Genomic DNA, 17093 nt, shown 5'->3' on the forward strand with positions numbered 1-17093 from the left:
CCTCCCGAGCGCCTTCGGCGCTTTCAGCAGAAGCGATCTCCCGCCTCGTCGATCGCCGCATAGAGCGCGTCGAGCTCGCTCGCCTCTATGCAATAGGGCGGCAGAATATAGATCGTGTTGCCGAGCGGTCGCAGCAGCAAGCCGCGCGAGATGAAGAATTCATAGAGCGCCGGCCCGATGGTCGCGAGATAGCCGGCGTCGCGGGCGCGCAGATCGAGCGCCGCTATCGTGCCGATGCGCCGCACATTGGTAAAACGCGCGTCATTCGCGAAGCGCAGCAGCCGCTCCTCCTGCATCGCCGCAAGACGCGCGATGCGGCCGCGCACATCCTCGCTCTCCCATATGTCGAGATTGGCCAGCGCCGCCGCGCAAGCGATGGGATTGGCGGTGAAGGAGCTCGAATGAAAGAAAGTGCGCGAGCGATCGGTGGAATAATGCGCCTCGAAAATCTCCGCCGAGCACATGGTCACGGCGAGCGGCAATGAGCCGCCGGTGATGCCCTTGGCGTAGCAGGCGATATCGGGAACGATTCCCGCCTGCTCGCAAGCGAAGAGCGTTCCGGTGCGGCCGAAGCCGGTCATCACCTCATCGGCGACGAAGAGCACGCCATGCGCGGCGCAGATGCGCCGCATCTCGCGCAGCGTATCGGCGCCATAGATGAGCATGCCGCCGGCGCCGAGCACGAGCGGCTCGACGACGAAAACGGCGGCGTCGGCGCCGCGGCAGGCCGCCTCCAGCGCGTCGAGCGTCTGCTGCTCGCATCCTGCGCTCGGAAACGGAATGCGCGTCACATCGAACAGCAGAGGCTCATAGGCCGCGTTGAAGACGGAGCGCGCGCCGGTGGACATGGCGCCGATCGTGTCGCCGTGATAGCCATGCTCGAGAGCGATGACGCGATTGCGCGCGACGCCGCGATTGCGGAAATAGCCGAGCGCCATTTTGATCGCGACCTCCACCGATGTGGAGCCGCTGTCGGAATAGAACACATAATCGAGCCCCGGCGCCGTCAGCGCGACGAGCCGATGCGCCAACGACTCGGCCGGCTCATGGGTGAAGCCGGCGAAGATGATCTGATCGAGCCGATCCGCCTGATCCTTGATCGCCTGCACGATCCTCGGATGGCGATGGCCATGGGTGATGACCCACCAGGAGGAAATGGCGTCGAGAATGCGGCGGCCATCCGCGCATTCGAGCCAAGCCCCCTCGCCGCGCGCGACGAGGATCGCGTCTTTCTGCAGCGCATGCTGTGTGAAAGGCCGCCAGACCGGCGATGTCATTACCGTCTCCTTTGGCTGTCGTCATTAGAATTCTGGCACCATAGCCTCGATTATATGCGTCCATCGCAAGAATAGCGAGAAAGAGATTATCGGAGACCGCCATGTCATTGGCCCCCTGATGATTTAAAATTGCCGCCATGAAGGATGTTCGACAGGGCCGGCCCACCCCCTGCGAACTGACCATCAAGGTAGCCGCCTTTGAGCGCGGCCAACCACCCCAGCTGTTTCTCAATACCTGTCGTTACTGGATCGCTGGTCATCTCGATCGTCGCACGTTTCAAGCGCACGCTGAGGCCGAAGCTCTCTGCGAGATCATTCGGATCGACCGCCTCCACCGTCTTCGGATCATCGATGTCGCGAAAGCGCACGAGAAACGGGATTTCGTTGTCGATCAGGTCGCCGCCGCCCGTCGAGGACAAGTTTTTCTGGAATGCCGGATCGGCGTCTTGCAGTTTTTCCCCGCGCAGCGCCACAAGCGCCGGCAGATAGGCTGTATGGTCCACTGAGCCGAGCCCGCCATTTTCGCCGCGCCCCGCGAGCAGCGCGAACAGTAGCCCGCGCGCGCCGAGATCGACGACGACCGCCTGGCCCGTCACCTTGTGATTGGTGCGTTTACCCTCGAAATGCGTTTCCCATGTCCGCACCTCGATGACGCTCGAACCTGTCTTCGCGCCTTCCGGCGTCTCGACGTCCAGCGTCAGGCGGTAGCGATACGCCGCGCCGGAACCCGGCTTGTCGCAGCCCGCGAGCGCCAACGCGCCGCCGAGCGACGCCGCAATGGAAAGGAACGAGCGCCGCGCCATCATGCCGCGCGCTCCTCGATGCGGCGCGCATTGTTGTTCGCCGCGACGTAGCCGGAGCGCCGAAGTTCGTCCGCGCGAGGAACGCAGCGACGAAGCAATCCAGGAGCCGCCTCATGGCTCTGGATTGAGTGGCTGCGCTCGCAATGACGAAGGGGCGTCATTGCGGAAGACTCGAATCGAGATCGGCGAGCCGGAAATGCGCGAGAAAAGCCTCGCGCAGCGTCCCGGCGTCGAGCTGCGCGACGAACGGCAGACGGCCGAGAGCGCGCGCGCCGGAGAATTTCGCGATTATTCGCTGCGTATCCTCATTCTCCTCGCCGATGAAGGCGACGCCGAGGATCGGAATGTCGCGCCGTCGCAGCGCCTCGAGCGACAATAGGCTGTGATTGATCGTTCCGAGCGTCGTGCGCGCGCAGAGCACGGCCGGAAGCCGCCAGCGCGCCAGCAGATCGATCGTCAGACACGCTTCCGTCAGCGGCGTCATCAGCCCGCCGGCCGTCTCGACGACGAGCGGCGCGCGATCCGGCGGCGAGAGACGCGCCGGATCGATCTCCACCCCGTCGAGGCGCGCGGAAAGATGCGGCGAGGCCGCCGTGCGGAGGCGATAGGCCTCGGGCAGAAGCCTCTCTTCGGAAAGCCCCGAGAGCCGCGCGACAGCCATTGTATCCGTCTCGCCCTCGAGGCCCGATTGCACGGGCTTCCAATAATAGGCTCCGAGCGCGCCGGCGAGCGCGGCGGCAAACACCGTCTTGCCGACATTGGTGTCGGTTCCCGCGACGACGAGGCGCGTCATGCCGGCAAATCCGCGAGCGCATGCGCCAGATCGTCGACCATAGTGGCGATCTGCGCCTCGCTCACATGCAGAGTGAGCGAGATGCGCAGACGCGCGGTTCCTTCCGCGACGGTCGGCGGGCGGATCGCGCGAATGTCATAGCCCAGCGCCTGCATCGCCGCGGCCAGCGCCAACGCGCGCGCATTGGAGCCGACGATGACGGGCGCGATCTGCGATTGCGGCGGCGCGAGCCCCGCCCCCTCCAATTTGCGCGCGGCGACCGCGACGCGCGAGCGCAATGCGACGCGGCGGCCTTCCGCCTGCTCCACGATCGGCAGCGCGGCGCGAACGCAAGCGGCGACGAGCGGCGACGGCGCCGTCGCGAAGATGAATTGCCGGCAGCGATTGATGAGGAATTCGCGCAGCGTCGCGGGCAGCAGCACGAGGCCGCCGGAGACGCCGAGCGCCTTGCCGCAAGTGTGCAGCGTGACGACGTTCTCGCGACCCTCGAGCGCGGCGGCGAGGCCGCGCCCGCCGGGGCCGTGGACGCCGGTCGCATGGGCCTCGTCGATGAGGAGAAAGCCGTCGTGACGCGCGGCGATCTCGGCGAGCGCGTCGAGCGGCGCAAAATCGCCGTCCATGCTGTAGAGGCTCTCGACGACGACCCAGGGCCGGCCCGTTCCGCCGCCGCGGCGCCATGCGACGATCTGATCCACGAAAGCGTCGGCGTCATTATGCGCGGCGGCGACGCTCTTCGCGCGCGAGAGCCGCATGCCCTCATGCGCGCTGGCGTGCACGAGCGCATCATGGACGATGAGATCGCCCTTTTGCGGCAAGGTCGAGAGCAGCGCCTCATTCGCCGTGAAGCCGGCGCCGAAAAAAAGCGCGCTCTCCGCATGGAAAAAGGCCGCAGCCTCGCGCTCCAGCGCCTGATGCTCCTCATGGTCGCCGCGCAGCAGCCGCGAGCCGCCGGCGCCGACGGGAACGCCGCGCGCCAGCGCCGCGGCGGCGGCGGCGCGCAGTTCCTGCGACTCGGCGAGCGCGAGAAAATCATTGGAGCTGAAGTCGAGCCCACGGCGCGGCGCGAGCGCGCGCAAGCGATCCTGCGCCGAGAGGCTCGCGAGGTCCGCGGCGTAGAAGTCGAGCATTGCGCCCGCGCGATCTGTCGTCACTCGATCCTTCCCGGCTCGCCCGGATGGCCATGCGACTTTCGTCGCGCCGGGGAGGCGGTTAAATAGCCGGGCGGCGACGGGACGGCAAGAAAGCCCGGCGCCCCGCTTTTCATCCGATCGAAACTTGAAAAACCTTCCCGCCAACGCGATCTGAGCAGAAAGAGGATTCCCATGTCCATCGACGACAGCCGAGCCGAGGCCGATCCGCCGTCGCGGATCGCATGGCCGCCTTTGCTGCTCCTCGCGGCGATCGCCGGCGGGGCGCTGCTCGATTTGCTTCTGCCGCTCTCCGAGGGCGCCTGGCCGCTCAGCGCGCGCATCGCCGGCGGCCTCATCGTCGCGCTCGCGCTCGCCAATGATCTCTGGTGCGCGTCGCTGATGCGGCGGCAAGGCACCACGATTCGGCCCGATCGCGCCGTCTCCAGCCTCGTCACCGCAGGGCCTTACCAATGGTCGCGCAACCCCATCTATGTGTCGCATGTAGCGCTGGTCGCGGGCCTCGGCCTCGCCCTCGGCTCGACATGGATGCTCTTGCTCACGCCCGTGGCGGCCTTTCTGCTGCAGCGGCTGGCGATAGAGCGGGAAGAGCGCCATTTGTCGCAACGGTTCGGCGCCGAGTTCGACGCCTATGTCGCGAGAACGCGCCGCTGGTTGTAGACTGAGGCGAGAGGAGCTGATCTGATGGCCGACGCCTCGACTCGCGCAGACTCGCCCGCAGACGCGCATATCTCCTTCGGCGTGCGCGGAATGACCTGCGCCTCCTGCGTTTCTCATGTCGAGAAGGCGCTGCGCGGCGCGCCGGGCGTGCTCTCGGCCTCCGTCAACCTCGCGACGGAGCGCGCCGATGTCACGCTCACGCCGGACGCAGACCTCGCGCAGCTCGCCCGCGCGGTGGACGAGGCCGGCTATGAGCCGGCGCTCGAGACGATCGAATTCGGCGTCGGCGGCATGACCTGCGCCTCCTGCGTCGCCCATGTCGAAAAAGCGCTGCGCGCCGTGCCGGGGGTGATCGCGGCCGAGGTCAATCTCGCGACGGAGCGGGCGCGCGTGCGCGCGCTCGGCGGCGGCGACATGGCCAAGGCGCTGGCCAAGGCGCTGCGCCGCGCCGTGGCGGAAGCCGGATATGAGCCGCGCGAGCTCGAGACCGGCGCGAAAGCCGCAGATCGCGAGAGGGCCGCGCGCGAGCAGGAGGCCGCGTCGCTACGCAAGCGCCTCATCGTCGCGGCGGCGCTCAGCGCGCCAGTCGTCTTCCTCGAGATGGGCGCGCATACGATTCCGGGGCTCGGCGATTGGCTCATGGCCGCCATCGGCCATCAGACCATTCGCTATCTCTCCTTCATTCTCGCGACGCTGGTGCTCGTCGGGCCGGGCCGGCCCTTCTATGAGAAGGGCTTTCCCTCGCTCTGGCGCGGCCATCCCGATATGAACTCGCTCGTCGCCATCGGCACGATGAGCGCCTATCTCTATTCCGTCGTCGCCACTTTTGCGCCGAGCCTGCTGCCGCATGGCGCCGCCGATGTCTATTACGAATCCGCAGTCGTCATCGTCACGCTGATCCTGTTCGGCCGCACGCTGGAGGCGCGCGCCAAGGGCCGCACATCGGAGGCGATCCGCGCGCTCGCCGCGCTGCAGCCCAAGACCGCGCGCGTGCTGCGCGGCGCCGAGCAGATCGAGCTGCCGATCGACGATGTCGTCGTCGGCGATCTCGTCGCCGTGCGGCCGGGCGAGCGCATAGCGACGGATGGAATCGTCATCGACGGCGCCTCTCATATCGATGAATCCATGATTACCGGCGAGCCGGCGCCCGTCGGCAAGCGCAAAGGCTCGGAAGTGACCGGCGCCACGGTGAACACGACCGGCGCCTTCACCTTTCGCGCGACGCGCGTCGGCGCGGATACTGTGCTCGCCGGCGTCATTCGCATGGTGGAGCAAGCGCAAGGCGCCAAGCTGCCGATTCAGGCGCTGGTCGATCGCGTGACCGGCGTCTTCGTGCCCGCCGTGCTCGCCATCGCCTTCATCACCTTCATCGTCTGGCTCGCCTTCGGCCCGCAGCGCGACGTCTCTTATGCTCTGGTCGCGGCGGTCGCTGTGCTCATCATCGCCTGCCCCTGCGCCATGGGCCTGGCGACGCCGGCCGCCATAATGACCGGCACGGGACGCGCGGCCGAGCTCGGCATTTTGTTTCGCAAGGGCGAGGCGTTGCAGAGCCTGCGCGATGTGACGCTGATCGCCTTCGACAAGACCGGCACGCTGACGCGCGGCAAGCCGGAGCTCACCGATCTCGAGGCCACCCCTGGCGTCTCGGCCGATGACGCGCTGCGGCTCGCCGCCAGCGTCGAGGCGCGCTCGGAGCATCCGATCGCCGGCGCTCTGGTCGCCGCTGCGAAAGCGCGGGGGCTTTCCATCGTCGAGGCGCGAGACTTTTCGGCGACGCCCGGAATGGGCGTCGAGGCGACGGCGGACGGGCGCAAGATCGCCGTCGGCGCCGACCGTTTCATGACGGCGCTCGGCCTCGATATTCAAGCATTCAACACAACCGCGGCGCGGCTCTCCGCGGAAGGCAAGACGCCGCTCTATGTCGCGATCGATGGAAAGCTCGCGGCCATTCTCTGCGTCGCCGATGCACTCGAGGAGACGAGCGTCGCCGCCGTCGCCGCCCTGCATGCGCAAGGCGTCGCCACGGCGATGATCACCGGCGACGACGAGCGCACGGCGCGCGCCATTGCGGCGAAGCTGGGCATAGACGAGGTGATCGCCGGCGTGCTGCCGGAGGGCAAGGTGGCCGCGTTGCAGCGCCTACGCGAAGGGCGGAGGATCGCCTTCGTCGGCGATGGCGTCAATGACGCGCCGGCGCTCGCCGCCGCCGATGTCGGGATCGCCATCGGCACGGGAACCGACATTGCGATCGAGGCCGCCGATGTCGTGCTAATGTCCGGCCATGTGTCGAAAGTGCCGGCCGCGCTCGCGCTCTCGCGCGCGACGATGCGCAATATCGCGCAGAATCTCTTCTGGGCCTTCGCCTATAATGTGATTCTGATTCCCGTCGCGGCGGGCGCGCTCTACCCCGTCAATGGAACGCTGCTCTCGCCCATGCTCGGCGCCGGCGCCATGGCGTTTTCCAGCGTCTTCGTGCTGACGAATGCGCTGCGGCTGCGGCGCTTCCAGCCGCCGGTGGGGGCGAGCGCGACGAGCTTTGAAACGCCGAGCGTGGAAGAGAGCGAGCCTGAAGGCGCGCGGTCCATAGCGGCGTCGGACCGCGAGCCTTCAGGCTCGCCGCTGCAAGTCAATGAGGAGGAAAACGATATGACGACGACATTCGACGTTCAGGAAATGTCTTGCGGCAAATGCGTGAAGCATGTGACCGAGGCGGTGCAGAAGGCCGAGCCGCAGGCGCAGGTGAAGATCGACCTCGCCACCGGCAAGGTGGAAGTGTCGCCCTCGCCCAAAGATCCGGAAGGCCTCGCCAAGATCATCACCGACGCCGGCTATCCGGCGCGGGTCGCGGCCTGAGCGCGCGCCCATGGCGGGATCGCTCGCAGGCAAGACTCTGCTCGTCACCGGCGCGAGCCGCGGCATCGGCCTCGCGATAGCGGAGCGCGCGGCGCGCGACGGCGCCAATGTGGCGATCGTCGCCAAAAGCGTCACGGAGCATCCCAAGCTGCCGGGGACCATCTACACCGCCGCCGCCGCAATCGAAAAAGCGGGGGGGCGGGCGCTCGCCCTGCCCTGCGACATTCGCTTCGACGCGCAGGTGGAGGAGGCCTTCGACAAGACGGCGGCGATCTTCGGCGGCGTCGATATTCTCGTCAATAATGCGAGCGCGATCGATCTGCGCGGCGTCGAAGCGATCGAGATGAAGCGCTTCGATCTGATGCATCAGATCAATGCGCGCGGAACCTTCCTCTGCGCCAAGCTCGCCCTGCCCTATCTTAAAAAATCCGCCAATCCGCACATTCTCACCCTGTCGCCGCCGCTCGATATGAGCCCGCGCTGGTTCGCGCCCAATCTCGCTTACACAATGGCGAAATATGGTATGAGCCTCGTCACTCTCGGCCTCGCGCGCGAGCTTTCCGGCAAGGTCGCAGTGAACTCGCTATGGCCGGAGACGGCGATCGCCACGGCCGCGGTGGGCAATCTGCTCGGCGGCGACGCCGTGCTGCGCCGCGCGCGCAAGCCGCAAATCGTGGCCGACGCCGCCCATGCGATATTGACGCGCGCGGCGAGCGCCTGCAGCGGCAATTTCTTCATCGATGTGAATGTGCTCGCCGAGGAAGGCGTGACCAATTTCTCGCCCTATGCGGTCGATCCGAGTCAGCCGGCGATATTGGATTTCTTCCTCGACGCGCCGATCACCGCCGGCGTGCAGAAATTCCCCTTCGGCGGCTGAGCGCGCGCGCTCAGCTCAGCGCTGCAAAGCCCGAATAGAGCGTGTACAGCCCCACGATGGAGATCAGCGCGCTCGAGAAATAGGGCGCCTTGCCGGCGATCTGCTCGAAGCCGGACCAGCGGTCCGAAGCATGACGCACGCCGAGCGCCGCGACGACGCCGACTGCGACCATTGTGAGCGCGAGGCCGATGCTGAAGCACAGCACCAAAGCCGCGCCCAGCGCCATCTGCCCGAGCTGAAGGCAGAGAAGGAGCACGGTGATCGAGGCCGGGCATGGGATGAGCCCGCCGGTGAGGCCGAACACGATGATCTGTCCCGTCGTCACATGGCGGGAGGCGAAGCGTCGCTTTATGTCCTGCGCATGGGCGCGCTCATGCGCGTCCATCGTCTCCTCGTCGAGAAGCAGCGAAGCGCTCTCCGCGGCGGCATGGTCGTGCGCGTGGCGATGCGAATGATCGTGATCGTGGTCGTGTCCATGCGCGTGGTCATGCGAATGATCGTGAGCATACGCGCGCGGACGGTCGCGCCAGATGCGCCATGTCATCCAGGCGGCGACGGAGAGGATCAGCGCGCCGGAGGCGATTTGCAGATAGGGCTCATTGGCCTCTGCGTTCCAATGCGCGCCGAGATAGAGCCCGGTGAGCGCGACGATCCACACGATCGTCGTATGCGAGAGCGTCGCCGAGAGGCCGAGAAGAATCGCCTGACCGACCGTGCCGCGCACCGCGACGATGAAGGCCGCCATCATCGTCTTGGAATGGCCGGGCTCGAGGCCGTGCAGCGCGCCGAGCGCGACCGCCGTCGGCGCGAACAGCCAGGCGTTGGCCGCGCCGTCCCGAAACAAATCCGCGAGATTCGCCATGCGCCCTCTATTCTCCGCCCGTGGCATATACTGACTTTCGGGCCGCCGGTTAAGTCCCTCTTCTGGGCGCGCGGCGCTTTTGCCGCGGTAAGCATGAATAGCGAAATCGCCGTCCGCGCCACATCTAATCCCTGTCCCGCCTCTTGACCGGCCCGTCGCGAGAGCCGAAACTCTCCGCATCGAGCCCGAAAGCCGCACGGTTTCATATGGATCGCCAACTCGCGTCGAGCGCAGCCGCCCAGGAGGCGGCGCGGCGCGCCTTGCGGAGCCGGCGCAGCGGCGGCGAAGGCCCGCGCATCCGTTTCGGAACCGATCGCGCCGGCATGACCGCCGCGGCGCGTAGCGAGAGCCTCACGATCGGCGCCGTCTCGCGGCCGACGCGACGCATTCGCTCGATCATTTTCGACACTGCCGTCAATGATCTGCGCAAGCAGAATATTCAGCTGCGCGGCTATGAGATGCACGGCGCCGCTTTCGTCGAGCTGAGCTGGTCGCGGCCTACGGCGCCGGGCGTGCGCGGCTCTATCGAGCTGCGCGTGCCGACGCTCGAGGTCGGCAAGATGCTCGGCTTCTCCGAGCCGCTGCGCCGCTCGATCGCCGATCGGCCGCTGGAGGCGCGCAGCGTCGCCGAGACGGAGCGACGCGAGCGCCTCGTCGAGCGCGCGCATACGCGCATCGCCGTCTACTTCGACGACGGCTTCGTCGAGTGCGGCGGACGCCGCGCCAATTTCCACGAGATCGAGCTGCAGCTCATCGAGGGCGCCGAGGAAGAATTCTGGAACGTCGCCGCCGAGCTCGCGCCGCGCATGAACGCGCGCTTTCTGCCGATGAGCGAGGCCGAGCTCGCGCTGGCGCGCGCGACCGGCGCCGGCGTCGCGCCGGTGAAAGCGCGGCGACCGACGCTCGCCGAGGACGCTTCGCTGGACGAAGCGATCGTCGCGGCGCTCTCCGCCTGTCTCGATCAATTCGTCGCCAATTGGCCGGCGCTGCAATTTCAGGCGCCGGAAGAAGCCATTCACCAGATGCGCGTCTCGCAGCGACGCTTGCGCGCCGGCGTCGGCATGCTGCGCCGCGGAGTCGTGAGCGAGGCGCTGGAAACCGCCGCCGCGCGCGCGAAGGAAATATCGGCGACGCTCGGCGCGGCGCGCAATCTCGATGTGCTCGTCGATATGCTGGTCTCCGGTCCGCTCGCCCAGGCCAATGGCGAGCCGAGCTTCTATGCGCTGCTCGATGCGGTCGAGCGGCGACGCATAGAGGCGCATGCCGCGGTCGCAGCGCTCGTCGCCGCGCCGCGGACGACGCAATTCGTCGTCGATCTGCGCGCCGCGCTCGCCGCCAGAAATTGGCGCCCGCAACCCGGCGACGACGGTCGCGCAGCGCTCGATACGAGCGCGCCCGGCTCGGCGAAGCAATTCGCCACGCGCTCGCTCGATCGGCTGCATCGCCGCGCGCTGAAGAAGAGCCGAGACCTCGCCGCGCTGACGCCCGAGCAGCGGCACCATGCGCGCATCGCCTTCAAGAAGGCGCGCTACGCCGCCGAGTTTTTCCAGTCCCTCTTCGATTCGCAAGCAAAAGCGCGCCGCTATCTGCGGCGCACGGCCGCGCTGCAGGACGAGCTCGGCGCCTTCAATGATCTCACGGTCGCGGCCGAGCTGCTGCGCGATCTCGGCGAATCCGACGTCGCTCTCGCGCCGGCGAGCGCCTTCGCCGTGGGCTGGTGCGCGCATGCGCGCGGGGGCGCCGCTGCGGACTGGAAGAAGACCGAGAAATCTTTGAAGAAGCTCGAGACCTTCTGGCGCTGAGGCGCGCGCCCGCGACGCGCGAGAGCACGCGCGAGGAACCAAGACGCGCGCGAAGCGTTGACTCTCCAAATGAACACATTGCACCAGCAGTGGCGCGCGCCGATCGAATGGACGCGGCCGCCGCCTCTCAAAATCGCCCAGATCGCGCCATTGATCGAAAGCGTGCCGCCGCGTCTCTATGGCGGAACGGAGCGCATCGTCTCCTTTCTCACCGAGGAGCTCGTCGCGCAGGGCCATGAGGTCACGCTCTTTTCGAGCGGCGGCTCCGTCACTTCCGCGCGACACATCCCCTGCAGCGACCTGCCGCTGCGCCAGATGCGCGCGAGCGATCCGACGCCGAGCTATCTGCTGATGCTCGATCGCGTGCGCCGCATGGCCTCGCGATTCGACATTTTGCATTTTCATATCGATCAGCTGCATTTTCCGCTGTTTCGCGACATTGCGGCGCATACGCTGACGACGCTGCACGGACGCCAGGACCTTCCCGATCTCGAGCGCCTCTACGCCGGCTTTCCGGAAATGCCGCTCGTATCCATATCGGACTCGCAACGCGAAGCGGTTCCGCACGCCAATTTCGTCGGGACTGTAATGAACGGCCTGCCGCTCGATCTGCTCACGCCGACGCTGCGTCCTGCGGGCGATTATCTTGCCTTTCTCGGCCGCGCCTCGCCGGAGAAAGGTCTCGATCACGCAATCGCCATCGCGCGCGCCGTCGGCCTGCCGCTCGAGATCGCGGCCAAGGTCGATCTGCCGGACAAGGCCTATTTCCACGAGCGCATCGAGCCGCTGCTGTCGCTTCCCGGAATCGAGTTCGTCGGCGAGATCGACGACCGTCGCAAGAGCCGCTTTCTCGGCGAGGCGCGCGCGCTGCTGTTTCCGATCGAATGGCCCGAGCCTTTCGGCCTCGTCATGATCGAGGCCATGGCCTGCGGCACGCCAGTGCTGGCCTTTCGTCGCGGCTCCGCGCCGGAGATCATCGAGGAGGGCGTCACCGGCGCGCTGGTGGACAATGTCGAGGAGGCGATCGCGCGCCTCGGACGCGTGCTCGCGCTCGACCGCGCGCAGATCCGGCGACGCTTCGAGATGCGCTTTTCCGCCGCGCGAATGGCGGCGGAATATGTGGCCATCTACCGCCGCCTGCTGCGCGCGCCGGCGCCGGCCGAGCTGCGCGCGCATCCCATTGTGCTGCCGCCGACCTATTTCAGCAGGAATGTCGAGGAACAAATCGAACCGGACGACTCATATCCCCCGCGCTAGCGAGAGCGCGCCAGCGCGCCACGCGCAAGATTCCGGCGCGCCGCCGGACGCCGGCGCCGATGCGCCGCAGGCGCATGAGCTGCAATTCTATATTCCGGCGACCGGCCCGCCCTCGCGGCCGCGCCGCACGCTCAAGCACGACGACACATTCGCCGTATTCGACAGCCATGGCGACATTGGCGCGACGGCGGGCGGGCCGGACGGGCTCTTCGATCACGACACGCGCTATCTCTCGCATCTCGAGCTCTTGATCGAAGGCGCGCAGCCCTTGCTGCTCGACTCCGCCATACGCGACGACAATCTGAGCTTTTATGTCGATCTCACCAATCCCGACATTTTCCGCGACGAGAAGATCGCGCTGCTGAAAGACTCGGTCTATGTCTCGCGCACGCTCTACCTCAAGGACGGCTCGCTGCGCGAACGGCTCGAGGTCTCCAATCAGAGCGCCGAGGAGGTTCGGCTCAATCTGTCGATCGGCTTCGGCAATGATTTCGCCGATATTTTCGAGGTGCGCGGCGTCAGGCGCGCGCAACGCGGACGCGCCTGGGCGCAGCTTCTGGCGGCGGGCGCTGTCGCGCTCTATTATCGCGGGCTCGACGGCGTGCTGCGTGAGACGGCGCTCTCCTTCGAGCCTGATCCTTCGCTGCTCGTCGACAGCGTCGCCACCTATTCGCTGCGCCTCGCGCCGCGCCAGGCGCAAACCATCTTCCTCACCGCCGCGAGCCGCGGACGTCTGCCGAAATCGACGCAATCCTTCTTCAACGGATTGACCGGCCTGCATCGCGAATTGAAAGCCGCCGCCGGCCAGAGCGCGCATGTCGAGACCGCCGATCCGACTTTGAATCAGATTCTCTGGCGCTCGACGGCGGATGTGCGCATGCTGCTCACCAAGACGGCGGACGGCAGCTATCCTTACGCCGGCATTCCCTGGTATTCGACCACGTTCGGACGCGACGGCATCATCACCGCATTGCAGATGCTGTGGTTCGATCCCAGCATCGCCATCGGCGTGCTGAAGCGTCTCGCCGCGCATCAGGCGGAGGATTTCGACGCGCGCGCGGACAGCGAGCCCGGCAAGATTCTGCACGAGATGCGCGACGGCGAGATGGCGGCGCTCGGCGAGGTGCCCTTCGGCCTCTATTACGGCTCAGTGGATTCGACGCCGCTCTTCGTCATTCTCGCCGGCTATTATGCGCGTCGCACGGGGGATTACGCGCTGGTGCGCGAGCTGTGGCCGGCGATCGAGCGCGCGCTCGCCTGGATCGACGGACCAGGCGATCCGGACGGCGACGGCTTCGTCGAATATGCGCGCCATACCGAGCAGGGACTACGCAATCAGGGCTGGAAGGATTCGCATGATTCCGTCTTCCACGCCGATGGACGTCTCGCGGATGGGCCGATCGCGCTGGTCGAGGCGCAGGCCTATGTCTACGCCGCGCGGCGCCTCGCAGCCCATTGCGCGCGCGAGCTCGGCCTGCCCGCGCGCGCCGAGGAGCTGGCGCGCGCCGCCGAAACGCTGCGCGTGCGTTTCGAGGAGGCCTTCTGGTGCGAGGAGATCGGCAGCTATGCGCTGGCGCTGGACGGCGAGAAAAAGCAGTGCAAGGTGCGCACCAGCAATGCGGGACATGCGCTCTATGCAGGCATTGCGCAGCCTGACCGCGCGCAGCGCGTCGCCGATGGGTTGCTCGACTCCAGGTTCTTTTCCGGCTGGGGCTTGCGCACTGTGGCGCGCGGCGAGAGCCGCTACAATCCCATGTCCTATCACAATGGCTCCATATGGCCGCATGACAATGCGCTGATCGCGCATGGGCTCGGCCGCTATGGCTTCAAGGAGGGCGTCGCGGCGATATTCGAGTCGCTGACGCGCGCGGCGAGCTACATGGAGGCGCGCCGCATTCCAGAGCTCTATTGCGGCTTTCGCCGACGCCACGGGCGCGGCCCGACGCTCTATCCCGCCGCCTGCTCGCCGCAAGCCTGGGCCGCGAGCGCGCCTTTCCTCTTCATCCAGACGATGCTCGGCCTCGAGTTCGACCATAAGGCGCGACAAATACGCTTGGTGAATCCGTCCGTGCCGCTCTCGGCGGGTGAGATCGTCATACGCAATCTCTCGCTCGGCGAGGCGCGCGTCGATCTGGCGCTGAAGCAGGATGCGCGCTCGGCCATCTCTCTGCATGTGCTGCGCACGATCGGCGACGTCCAAGTGTCGCTCGTCTTCGATCCCGATGTGCGCGAGCATCCGCTCACGACCAAGGGGTGACGGAGCGCGGAACCTTTCCACAACCGCCGCGTTGCTTCGGGACGATCGCGCCCACAGGAGGAACTGCCGATGGCGAGCGCCAATCCGGACTTCAATCTCGTCTCCAGCGAGGATGTCGAAGGCACGACCGTCTTCGATCGGCTCGGCAATCAGCTTGGAGAAATCGATCATCTGATGATCGACAAAGTCTCGGGCCGCGTGCGCTACGCCGTGATGAGCTTCGGCGGCTTTCTCGGCCTCGGCCACAGCCATTATCCGCTGCCGTGGAACTCACTCTCTTATGACAATGAGCGCGAGGGCTATATCGCCGACATCATCGAGCAGCAGCTGCAGGATGCGCCGGAATTCAGCGACGACAGCTGGACCGATCGCGACTGGGAGAAGCGCGTTCACGAGCATTATCACGCGCGTCCCTATTGGGACGAGCAGCAATCGCCGCAATGGCAGAACGAGCAGCAGCCGCGTCCGCGCGGCTGAGGCGCATCGCCGAGCGCCGCCCTGCGGCTAGCTCGAGGATCGACAGGCTTCGCCGCTATGCGTTAGAAATTTCAGATCGTCGATTCGCTCTGCGCTTTTTCTCGACTCGTGTTTTCGAATGGAGATTTTCACGTGACTCTTCGACGCTTCGCGGCGCGCGGCCTCATCGCCACGCTTCTCATCGCGCCATCGGCCTCCGCTTTCGCGCAGGCCGATGGTTTTTTCGTTCCCGATCTCACCGGGCCTGTGCCGGGAGCGGTTCCGGCGCTGACGCCGGGCGTCCTCACCGCCACGCCCTATTCCTACTATTACCGCTATCCGGCGCCCTATCCTTACGTCTACGCCCGCAATGGCTGTCTCGTGAATGCGGGCGTCTACGACAATTGGGGCGCCTTTCTCGGCTATCAGAGGCTGCGCGTCGCCTGCTGATCGGCCACGCGCTTGTCGAGCAGGACCTGATTGGCGTCCAGCGAAAACTCCTTCCACGCCGCCGCAATGTCGAGCAGCGTGACCTGGAGATAATCCTTGGACGGCTTGTGCTCCTCCGGAAAATTGGAGAGCGCGCAAGAGGTTCGGTTATAGTCGATGACGCCGTCGAGCAGCTCCTGAATGAAGCCGTCGAAGGCCTTTTGCGCCAGCGGCGTCAGATCGGAGCGACCCTTGTCGACGGAGACGACGGAATGATCGAAGGGCAGGCCCTCGAGCACGGCGAGCGCCTCCTTCAGCACCGCCTCCATCGCGCCGAGCATGGCGCGCTGGGTGATCTGCTCTTTCTGGCCGTTGGAGAGGCCGAAATTCAGCCGCTGGCGATAGCTGGCGAAAGTGGGCGCGCGCTTGGCGTTCACCCATTCGCGGAAACGCGCCATGCTGGCTTCGTTGAGCGCCTCGCCCGAGGCGCCTTCGCCGGATATCATCGTCGACGTCTCCTTCTGATCGAGAAGGCGCAGCCTTATGCGCTCGGCCGCGACCAGCGCGCCTTCGAGATAGCCGCCGCCCTCACGCGCGGTCTCGGCGCCGCCGAGATAGAGCTTGCCCTCCCAGAAGGCCTGCCGCAGCAGCGGATCGCCATAGTCGGGGTGCTCGGACGGGGGCGTCAGATCGATCGTCGCGCAGGTGAAGGGCTCGTGCGCCCAATCCTGCACATGCTGCTCGCCATCCTCGACCGACCTGCCGAACAATTGGACGAATTGACTTTCGATCAGCATGGACATGCCGCCGCTGAACGCGTCCCGCAGCTCTGCGGAGAGCGCGAAGAAGCCGCCGATCGCCGCGCGCTCGCCGCTGGCGTCGCAGGCGTCGAAAATCTCGCCGAGAACGGCCTGCTCATGCGTGGCGAAAGCATTGCCGGAATGCCCGTCCGCGCGCCAGGCCGGCGCGCCGGAAAAGCCGACCAGGGCCTTGGCCTGCGCCGCCATCCAGGTCGGCGCGCTGCGCATGGCGTTGCGGCTCAGCGCATCGAGCTCCGGCTGGAAGGCGAGATGCTCGGCCAGCAGGCGCGGCGGCAGCGCCAGCACGGCGCGCTTGGCGGTCACGGTCTCGGTCTTGCCGTCCGACTCGAAGGTCAGCTCCACATGATCGCCGCGATCGGCGATGGCCCGGAGCACGGAAGAGAGATGGATCGCCTCCGCCGGAACCTCGGCCGTCAGCGCCTCGATCAGCGAGGCCATGCCGCCCTCCAGCCGACGCGCGCCGGAATGGAGATTGGGCGTCATGCGCGTCTCGGGCTTTTTGTCGCCGAAGGCGAGCAGCAGCGCCGTGCCCGGATCATATTGCGGAAAATCCGTGAGGCCGAGCTCCTTCACCAGAGCGGTAATGGTCGGCTGCGTGTCCGGCCAGAACCAGGTCGGACCCATATCGACGCGCATTCCCGAGGCTTTGTCCTCGACCGACAACACGCGGCCGCCGAGCCGCGGACGCGCCTCATAGAGCGCAAAGCTCACCCCTGCCCCGGCGAGGCCGCGCGCCAGCGCCAAGCCGCAGGCCCCGCCCCCGACAATCACAACGTCCAGCATCGTTCAGCTCCTGAG

The 17093-nt window shown here is 66.7% G+C and carries 14 protein-coding genes; 8 read left to right on the forward strand and 6 right to left on the reverse strand.

Annotation, left to right across the window (positions count from 1 at the left end):
- Nucleotides 1-23: 23 nt before the first annotated feature.
- The 4 genes from METLW3_RS0113885 to METLW3_RS0113905 form a co-directional block, all read right to left on the reverse strand.
- The gene (locus tag METLW3_RS0113885) at nt 24-1277 is read right to left on the reverse strand and encodes an adenosylmethionine--8-amino-7-oxononanoate transaminase (RefSeq protein WP_024880496.1); all 1254 of its coding nucleotides are present in this window, start codon (nt 1275-1277) and stop codon (nt 24-26) included.
- A 104-nt stretch (nt 1278-1381) separates the two neighbouring features.
- Nucleotides 1382-2083 carry a hypothetical protein gene (locus METLW3_RS26900; RefSeq protein ID WP_157516567.1) on the reverse strand — a complete coding sequence of 234 codons (702 nt, stop codon included), beginning with the start codon at nt 2081-2083 and terminating at the stop codon, nt 1382-1384.
- Nucleotides 2084-2237: 154 nt separating this feature from the next.
- On the reverse strand, nt 2238-2873 hold the full coding sequence (gene bioD, locus METLW3_RS0113900; protein WP_024880498.1) for a dethiobiotin synthase: 636 nt from the start codon (nt 2871-2873) through the stop codon (nt 2238-2240).
- The gene (locus METLW3_RS0113905; protein WP_024880499.1) at nt 2870-4000 is read right to left on the reverse strand and encodes an 8-amino-7-oxononanoate synthase; all 1131 of its coding nucleotides are present in this window, start codon (nt 3998-4000) and stop codon (nt 2870-2872) included. The genes bioD and METLW3_RS0113905 overlap by 4 nt, the downstream gene beginning before the upstream one ends.
- A 195-nt stretch (nt 4001-4195) precedes the next feature.
- On the opposite strand from METLW3_RS0113905, the gene METLW3_RS0113910 reads away from it, so the two are divergent.
- Genes METLW3_RS0113910 through METLW3_RS0113920 form a run of 3 tightly spaced genes read left to right on the forward strand, consistent with a single transcriptional unit; the run spans nt 4196 to nt 8411 of the window.
- The gene (locus tag METLW3_RS0113910; protein WP_024880500.1) at nt 4196-4681 is read left to right on the forward strand and encodes an isoprenylcysteine carboxylmethyltransferase family protein; all 486 of its coding nucleotides are present in this window, start codon (nt 4196-4198) and stop codon (nt 4679-4681) included.
- A gap of 24 nt (nt 4682-4705) precedes the next feature.
- Nucleotides 4706-7534: a heavy metal translocating P-type ATPase gene (locus METLW3_RS0113915; RefSeq protein ID WP_024880501.1), complete on the forward strand. Its 2829-nt coding sequence runs from the start codon at nt 4706-4708 to the stop codon at nt 7532-7534.
- A 10-nt stretch (nt 7535-7544) separates the two neighbouring features.
- Nucleotides 7545-8411: an NAD(P)-dependent oxidoreductase gene (locus METLW3_RS0113920; protein WP_024880502.1), complete on the forward strand. Its 867-nt coding sequence runs from the start codon at nt 7545-7547 to the stop codon at nt 8409-8411.
- Between the two features lie 10 nt (nt 8412-8421).
- Here the strand turns inward: METLW3_RS0113920 and METLW3_RS0113925 are convergent, their stop codons facing one another.
- The gene (locus METLW3_RS0113925; protein WP_024880503.1) at nt 8422-9273 is read right to left on the reverse strand and encodes a nickel/cobalt efflux transporter; all 852 of its coding nucleotides are present in this window, start codon (nt 9271-9273) and stop codon (nt 8422-8424) included.
- Nucleotides 9274-9479: 206 nt separating this feature from the next.
- Here METLW3_RS0113925 and METLW3_RS0113930 point away from each other — a divergent pair, with 206 nt between their 5' ends.
- The 5 genes from METLW3_RS0113930 (at nt 9480) to METLW3_RS0113950 (ending at nt 15495) form a co-directional block, all read left to right on the forward strand.
- Nucleotides 9480-11075, forward strand: coding sequence for a CHAD domain-containing protein (locus METLW3_RS0113930; RefSeq protein WP_024880504.1), 1596 nt, complete (start codon nt 9480-9482; stop codon nt 11073-11075).
- Nucleotides 11076-11144: 69 nt separating this feature from the next.
- Nucleotides 11145-12332 carry a glycosyltransferase family 4 protein gene (locus METLW3_RS0113935; protein ID WP_024880505.1) on the forward strand — a complete coding sequence of 396 codons (1188 nt, stop codon included), beginning with the start codon at nt 11145-11147 and terminating at the stop codon, nt 12330-12332.
- Nucleotides 12286-14589: an amylo-alpha-1,6-glucosidase gene (locus METLW3_RS0113940; protein WP_024880506.1), complete on the forward strand. Its 2304-nt coding sequence runs from the start codon at nt 12286-12288 to the stop codon at nt 14587-14589. The genes METLW3_RS0113935 and METLW3_RS0113940 overlap by 47 nt, the downstream gene beginning before the upstream one ends.
- A 69-nt stretch (nt 14590-14658) precedes the next feature.
- Nucleotides 14659-15066: a PRC-barrel domain-containing protein gene (locus METLW3_RS0113945; protein WP_024880507.1), complete on the forward strand. Its 408-nt coding sequence runs from the start codon at nt 14659-14661 to the stop codon at nt 15064-15066.
- Between the two features lie 132 nt (nt 15067-15198).
- Nucleotides 15199-15495, forward strand: coding sequence for a hypothetical protein (locus METLW3_RS0113950; RefSeq protein WP_036309618.1), 297 nt, complete (start codon nt 15199-15201; stop codon nt 15493-15495).
- On the opposite strand, the gene METLW3_RS0113955 is transcribed toward METLW3_RS0113950, so the two are convergent.
- Nucleotides 15471-17078 carry an FAD-dependent oxidoreductase gene (locus tag METLW3_RS0113955; RefSeq protein ID WP_024880509.1) on the reverse strand — a complete coding sequence of 536 codons (1608 nt, stop codon included), beginning with the start codon at nt 17076-17078 and terminating at the stop codon, nt 15471-15473. The genes METLW3_RS0113950 and METLW3_RS0113955 overlap by 25 nt on opposite strands.
- Between the last annotated feature and the right edge of the window lie 15 nt (nt 17079-17093).

The sequence above is a fragment of the Methylosinus sp. LW3 genome (assembly GCF_000527115.1).
GTDB lineage: Bacteria > Pseudomonadota > Alphaproteobacteria > Rhizobiales > Beijerinckiaceae > Methylosinus.

What these genes read in the sequence shown, in the direction of transcription:
- METLW3_RS0113940 (WP_024880506.1), top strand. Translation starts at nt 12,286, where the DNA reads ATGTCGAGGAACAAATCGAACCGGACGACTCATATCCCCCGCGCTAGC.
- METLW3_RS0113905 (WP_024880499.1), bottom strand. Translation starts at nt 4,000, where the DNA reads ATGCTCGACTTCTACGCCGCGGACCTCGCGAGCCTCTCGGCGCAGGAT.
- METLW3_RS0113945 (WP_024880507.1), top strand. Translation starts at nt 14,659, where the DNA reads ATGGCGAGCGCCAATCCGGACTTCAATCTCGTCTCCAGCGAGGATGTC.
- METLW3_RS0113910 (WP_024880500.1), top strand. Translation starts at nt 4,196, where the DNA reads ATGTCCATCGACGACAGCCGAGCCGAGGCCGATCCGCCGTCGCGGATC.
- METLW3_RS0113955 (WP_024880509.1), bottom strand. Translation starts at nt 17,078, where the DNA reads ATGCTGGACGTTGTGATTGTCGGGGGCGGGGCCTGCGGCTTGGCGCTG.
- METLW3_RS0113925 (WP_024880503.1), bottom strand. Translation starts at nt 9,273, where the DNA reads ATGGCGAATCTCGCGGATTTGTTTCGGGACGGCGCGGCCAACGCCTGG.
- METLW3_RS26900 (WP_157516567.1), bottom strand. Translation starts at nt 2,083, where the DNA reads ATGATGGCGCGGCGCTCGTTCCTTTCCATTGCGGCGTCGCTCGGCGGC.
- METLW3_RS0113935 (WP_024880505.1), top strand. Translation starts at nt 11,145, where the DNA reads ATGAACACATTGCACCAGCAGTGGCGCGCGCCGATCGAATGGACGCGG.
- METLW3_RS0113915 (WP_024880501.1), top strand. Translation starts at nt 4,706, where the DNA reads ATGGCCGACGCCTCGACTCGCGCAGACTCGCCCGCAGACGCGCATATC.
- bioD (WP_024880498.1), bottom strand. Translation starts at nt 2,873, where the DNA reads ATGACGCGCCTCGTCGTCGCGGGAACCGACACCAATGTCGGCAAGACG.
- METLW3_RS0113885 (WP_024880496.1), bottom strand. Translation starts at nt 1,277, where the DNA reads ATGACATCGCCGGTCTGGCGGCCTTTCACACAGCATGCGCTGCAGAAA.
- METLW3_RS0113930 (WP_024880504.1), top strand. Translation starts at nt 9,480, where the DNA reads ATGGATCGCCAACTCGCGTCGAGCGCAGCCGCCCAGGAGGCGGCGCGG.
- METLW3_RS0113920 (WP_024880502.1), top strand. Translation starts at nt 7,545, where the DNA reads ATGGCGGGATCGCTCGCAGGCAAGACTCTGCTCGTCACCGGCGCGAGC.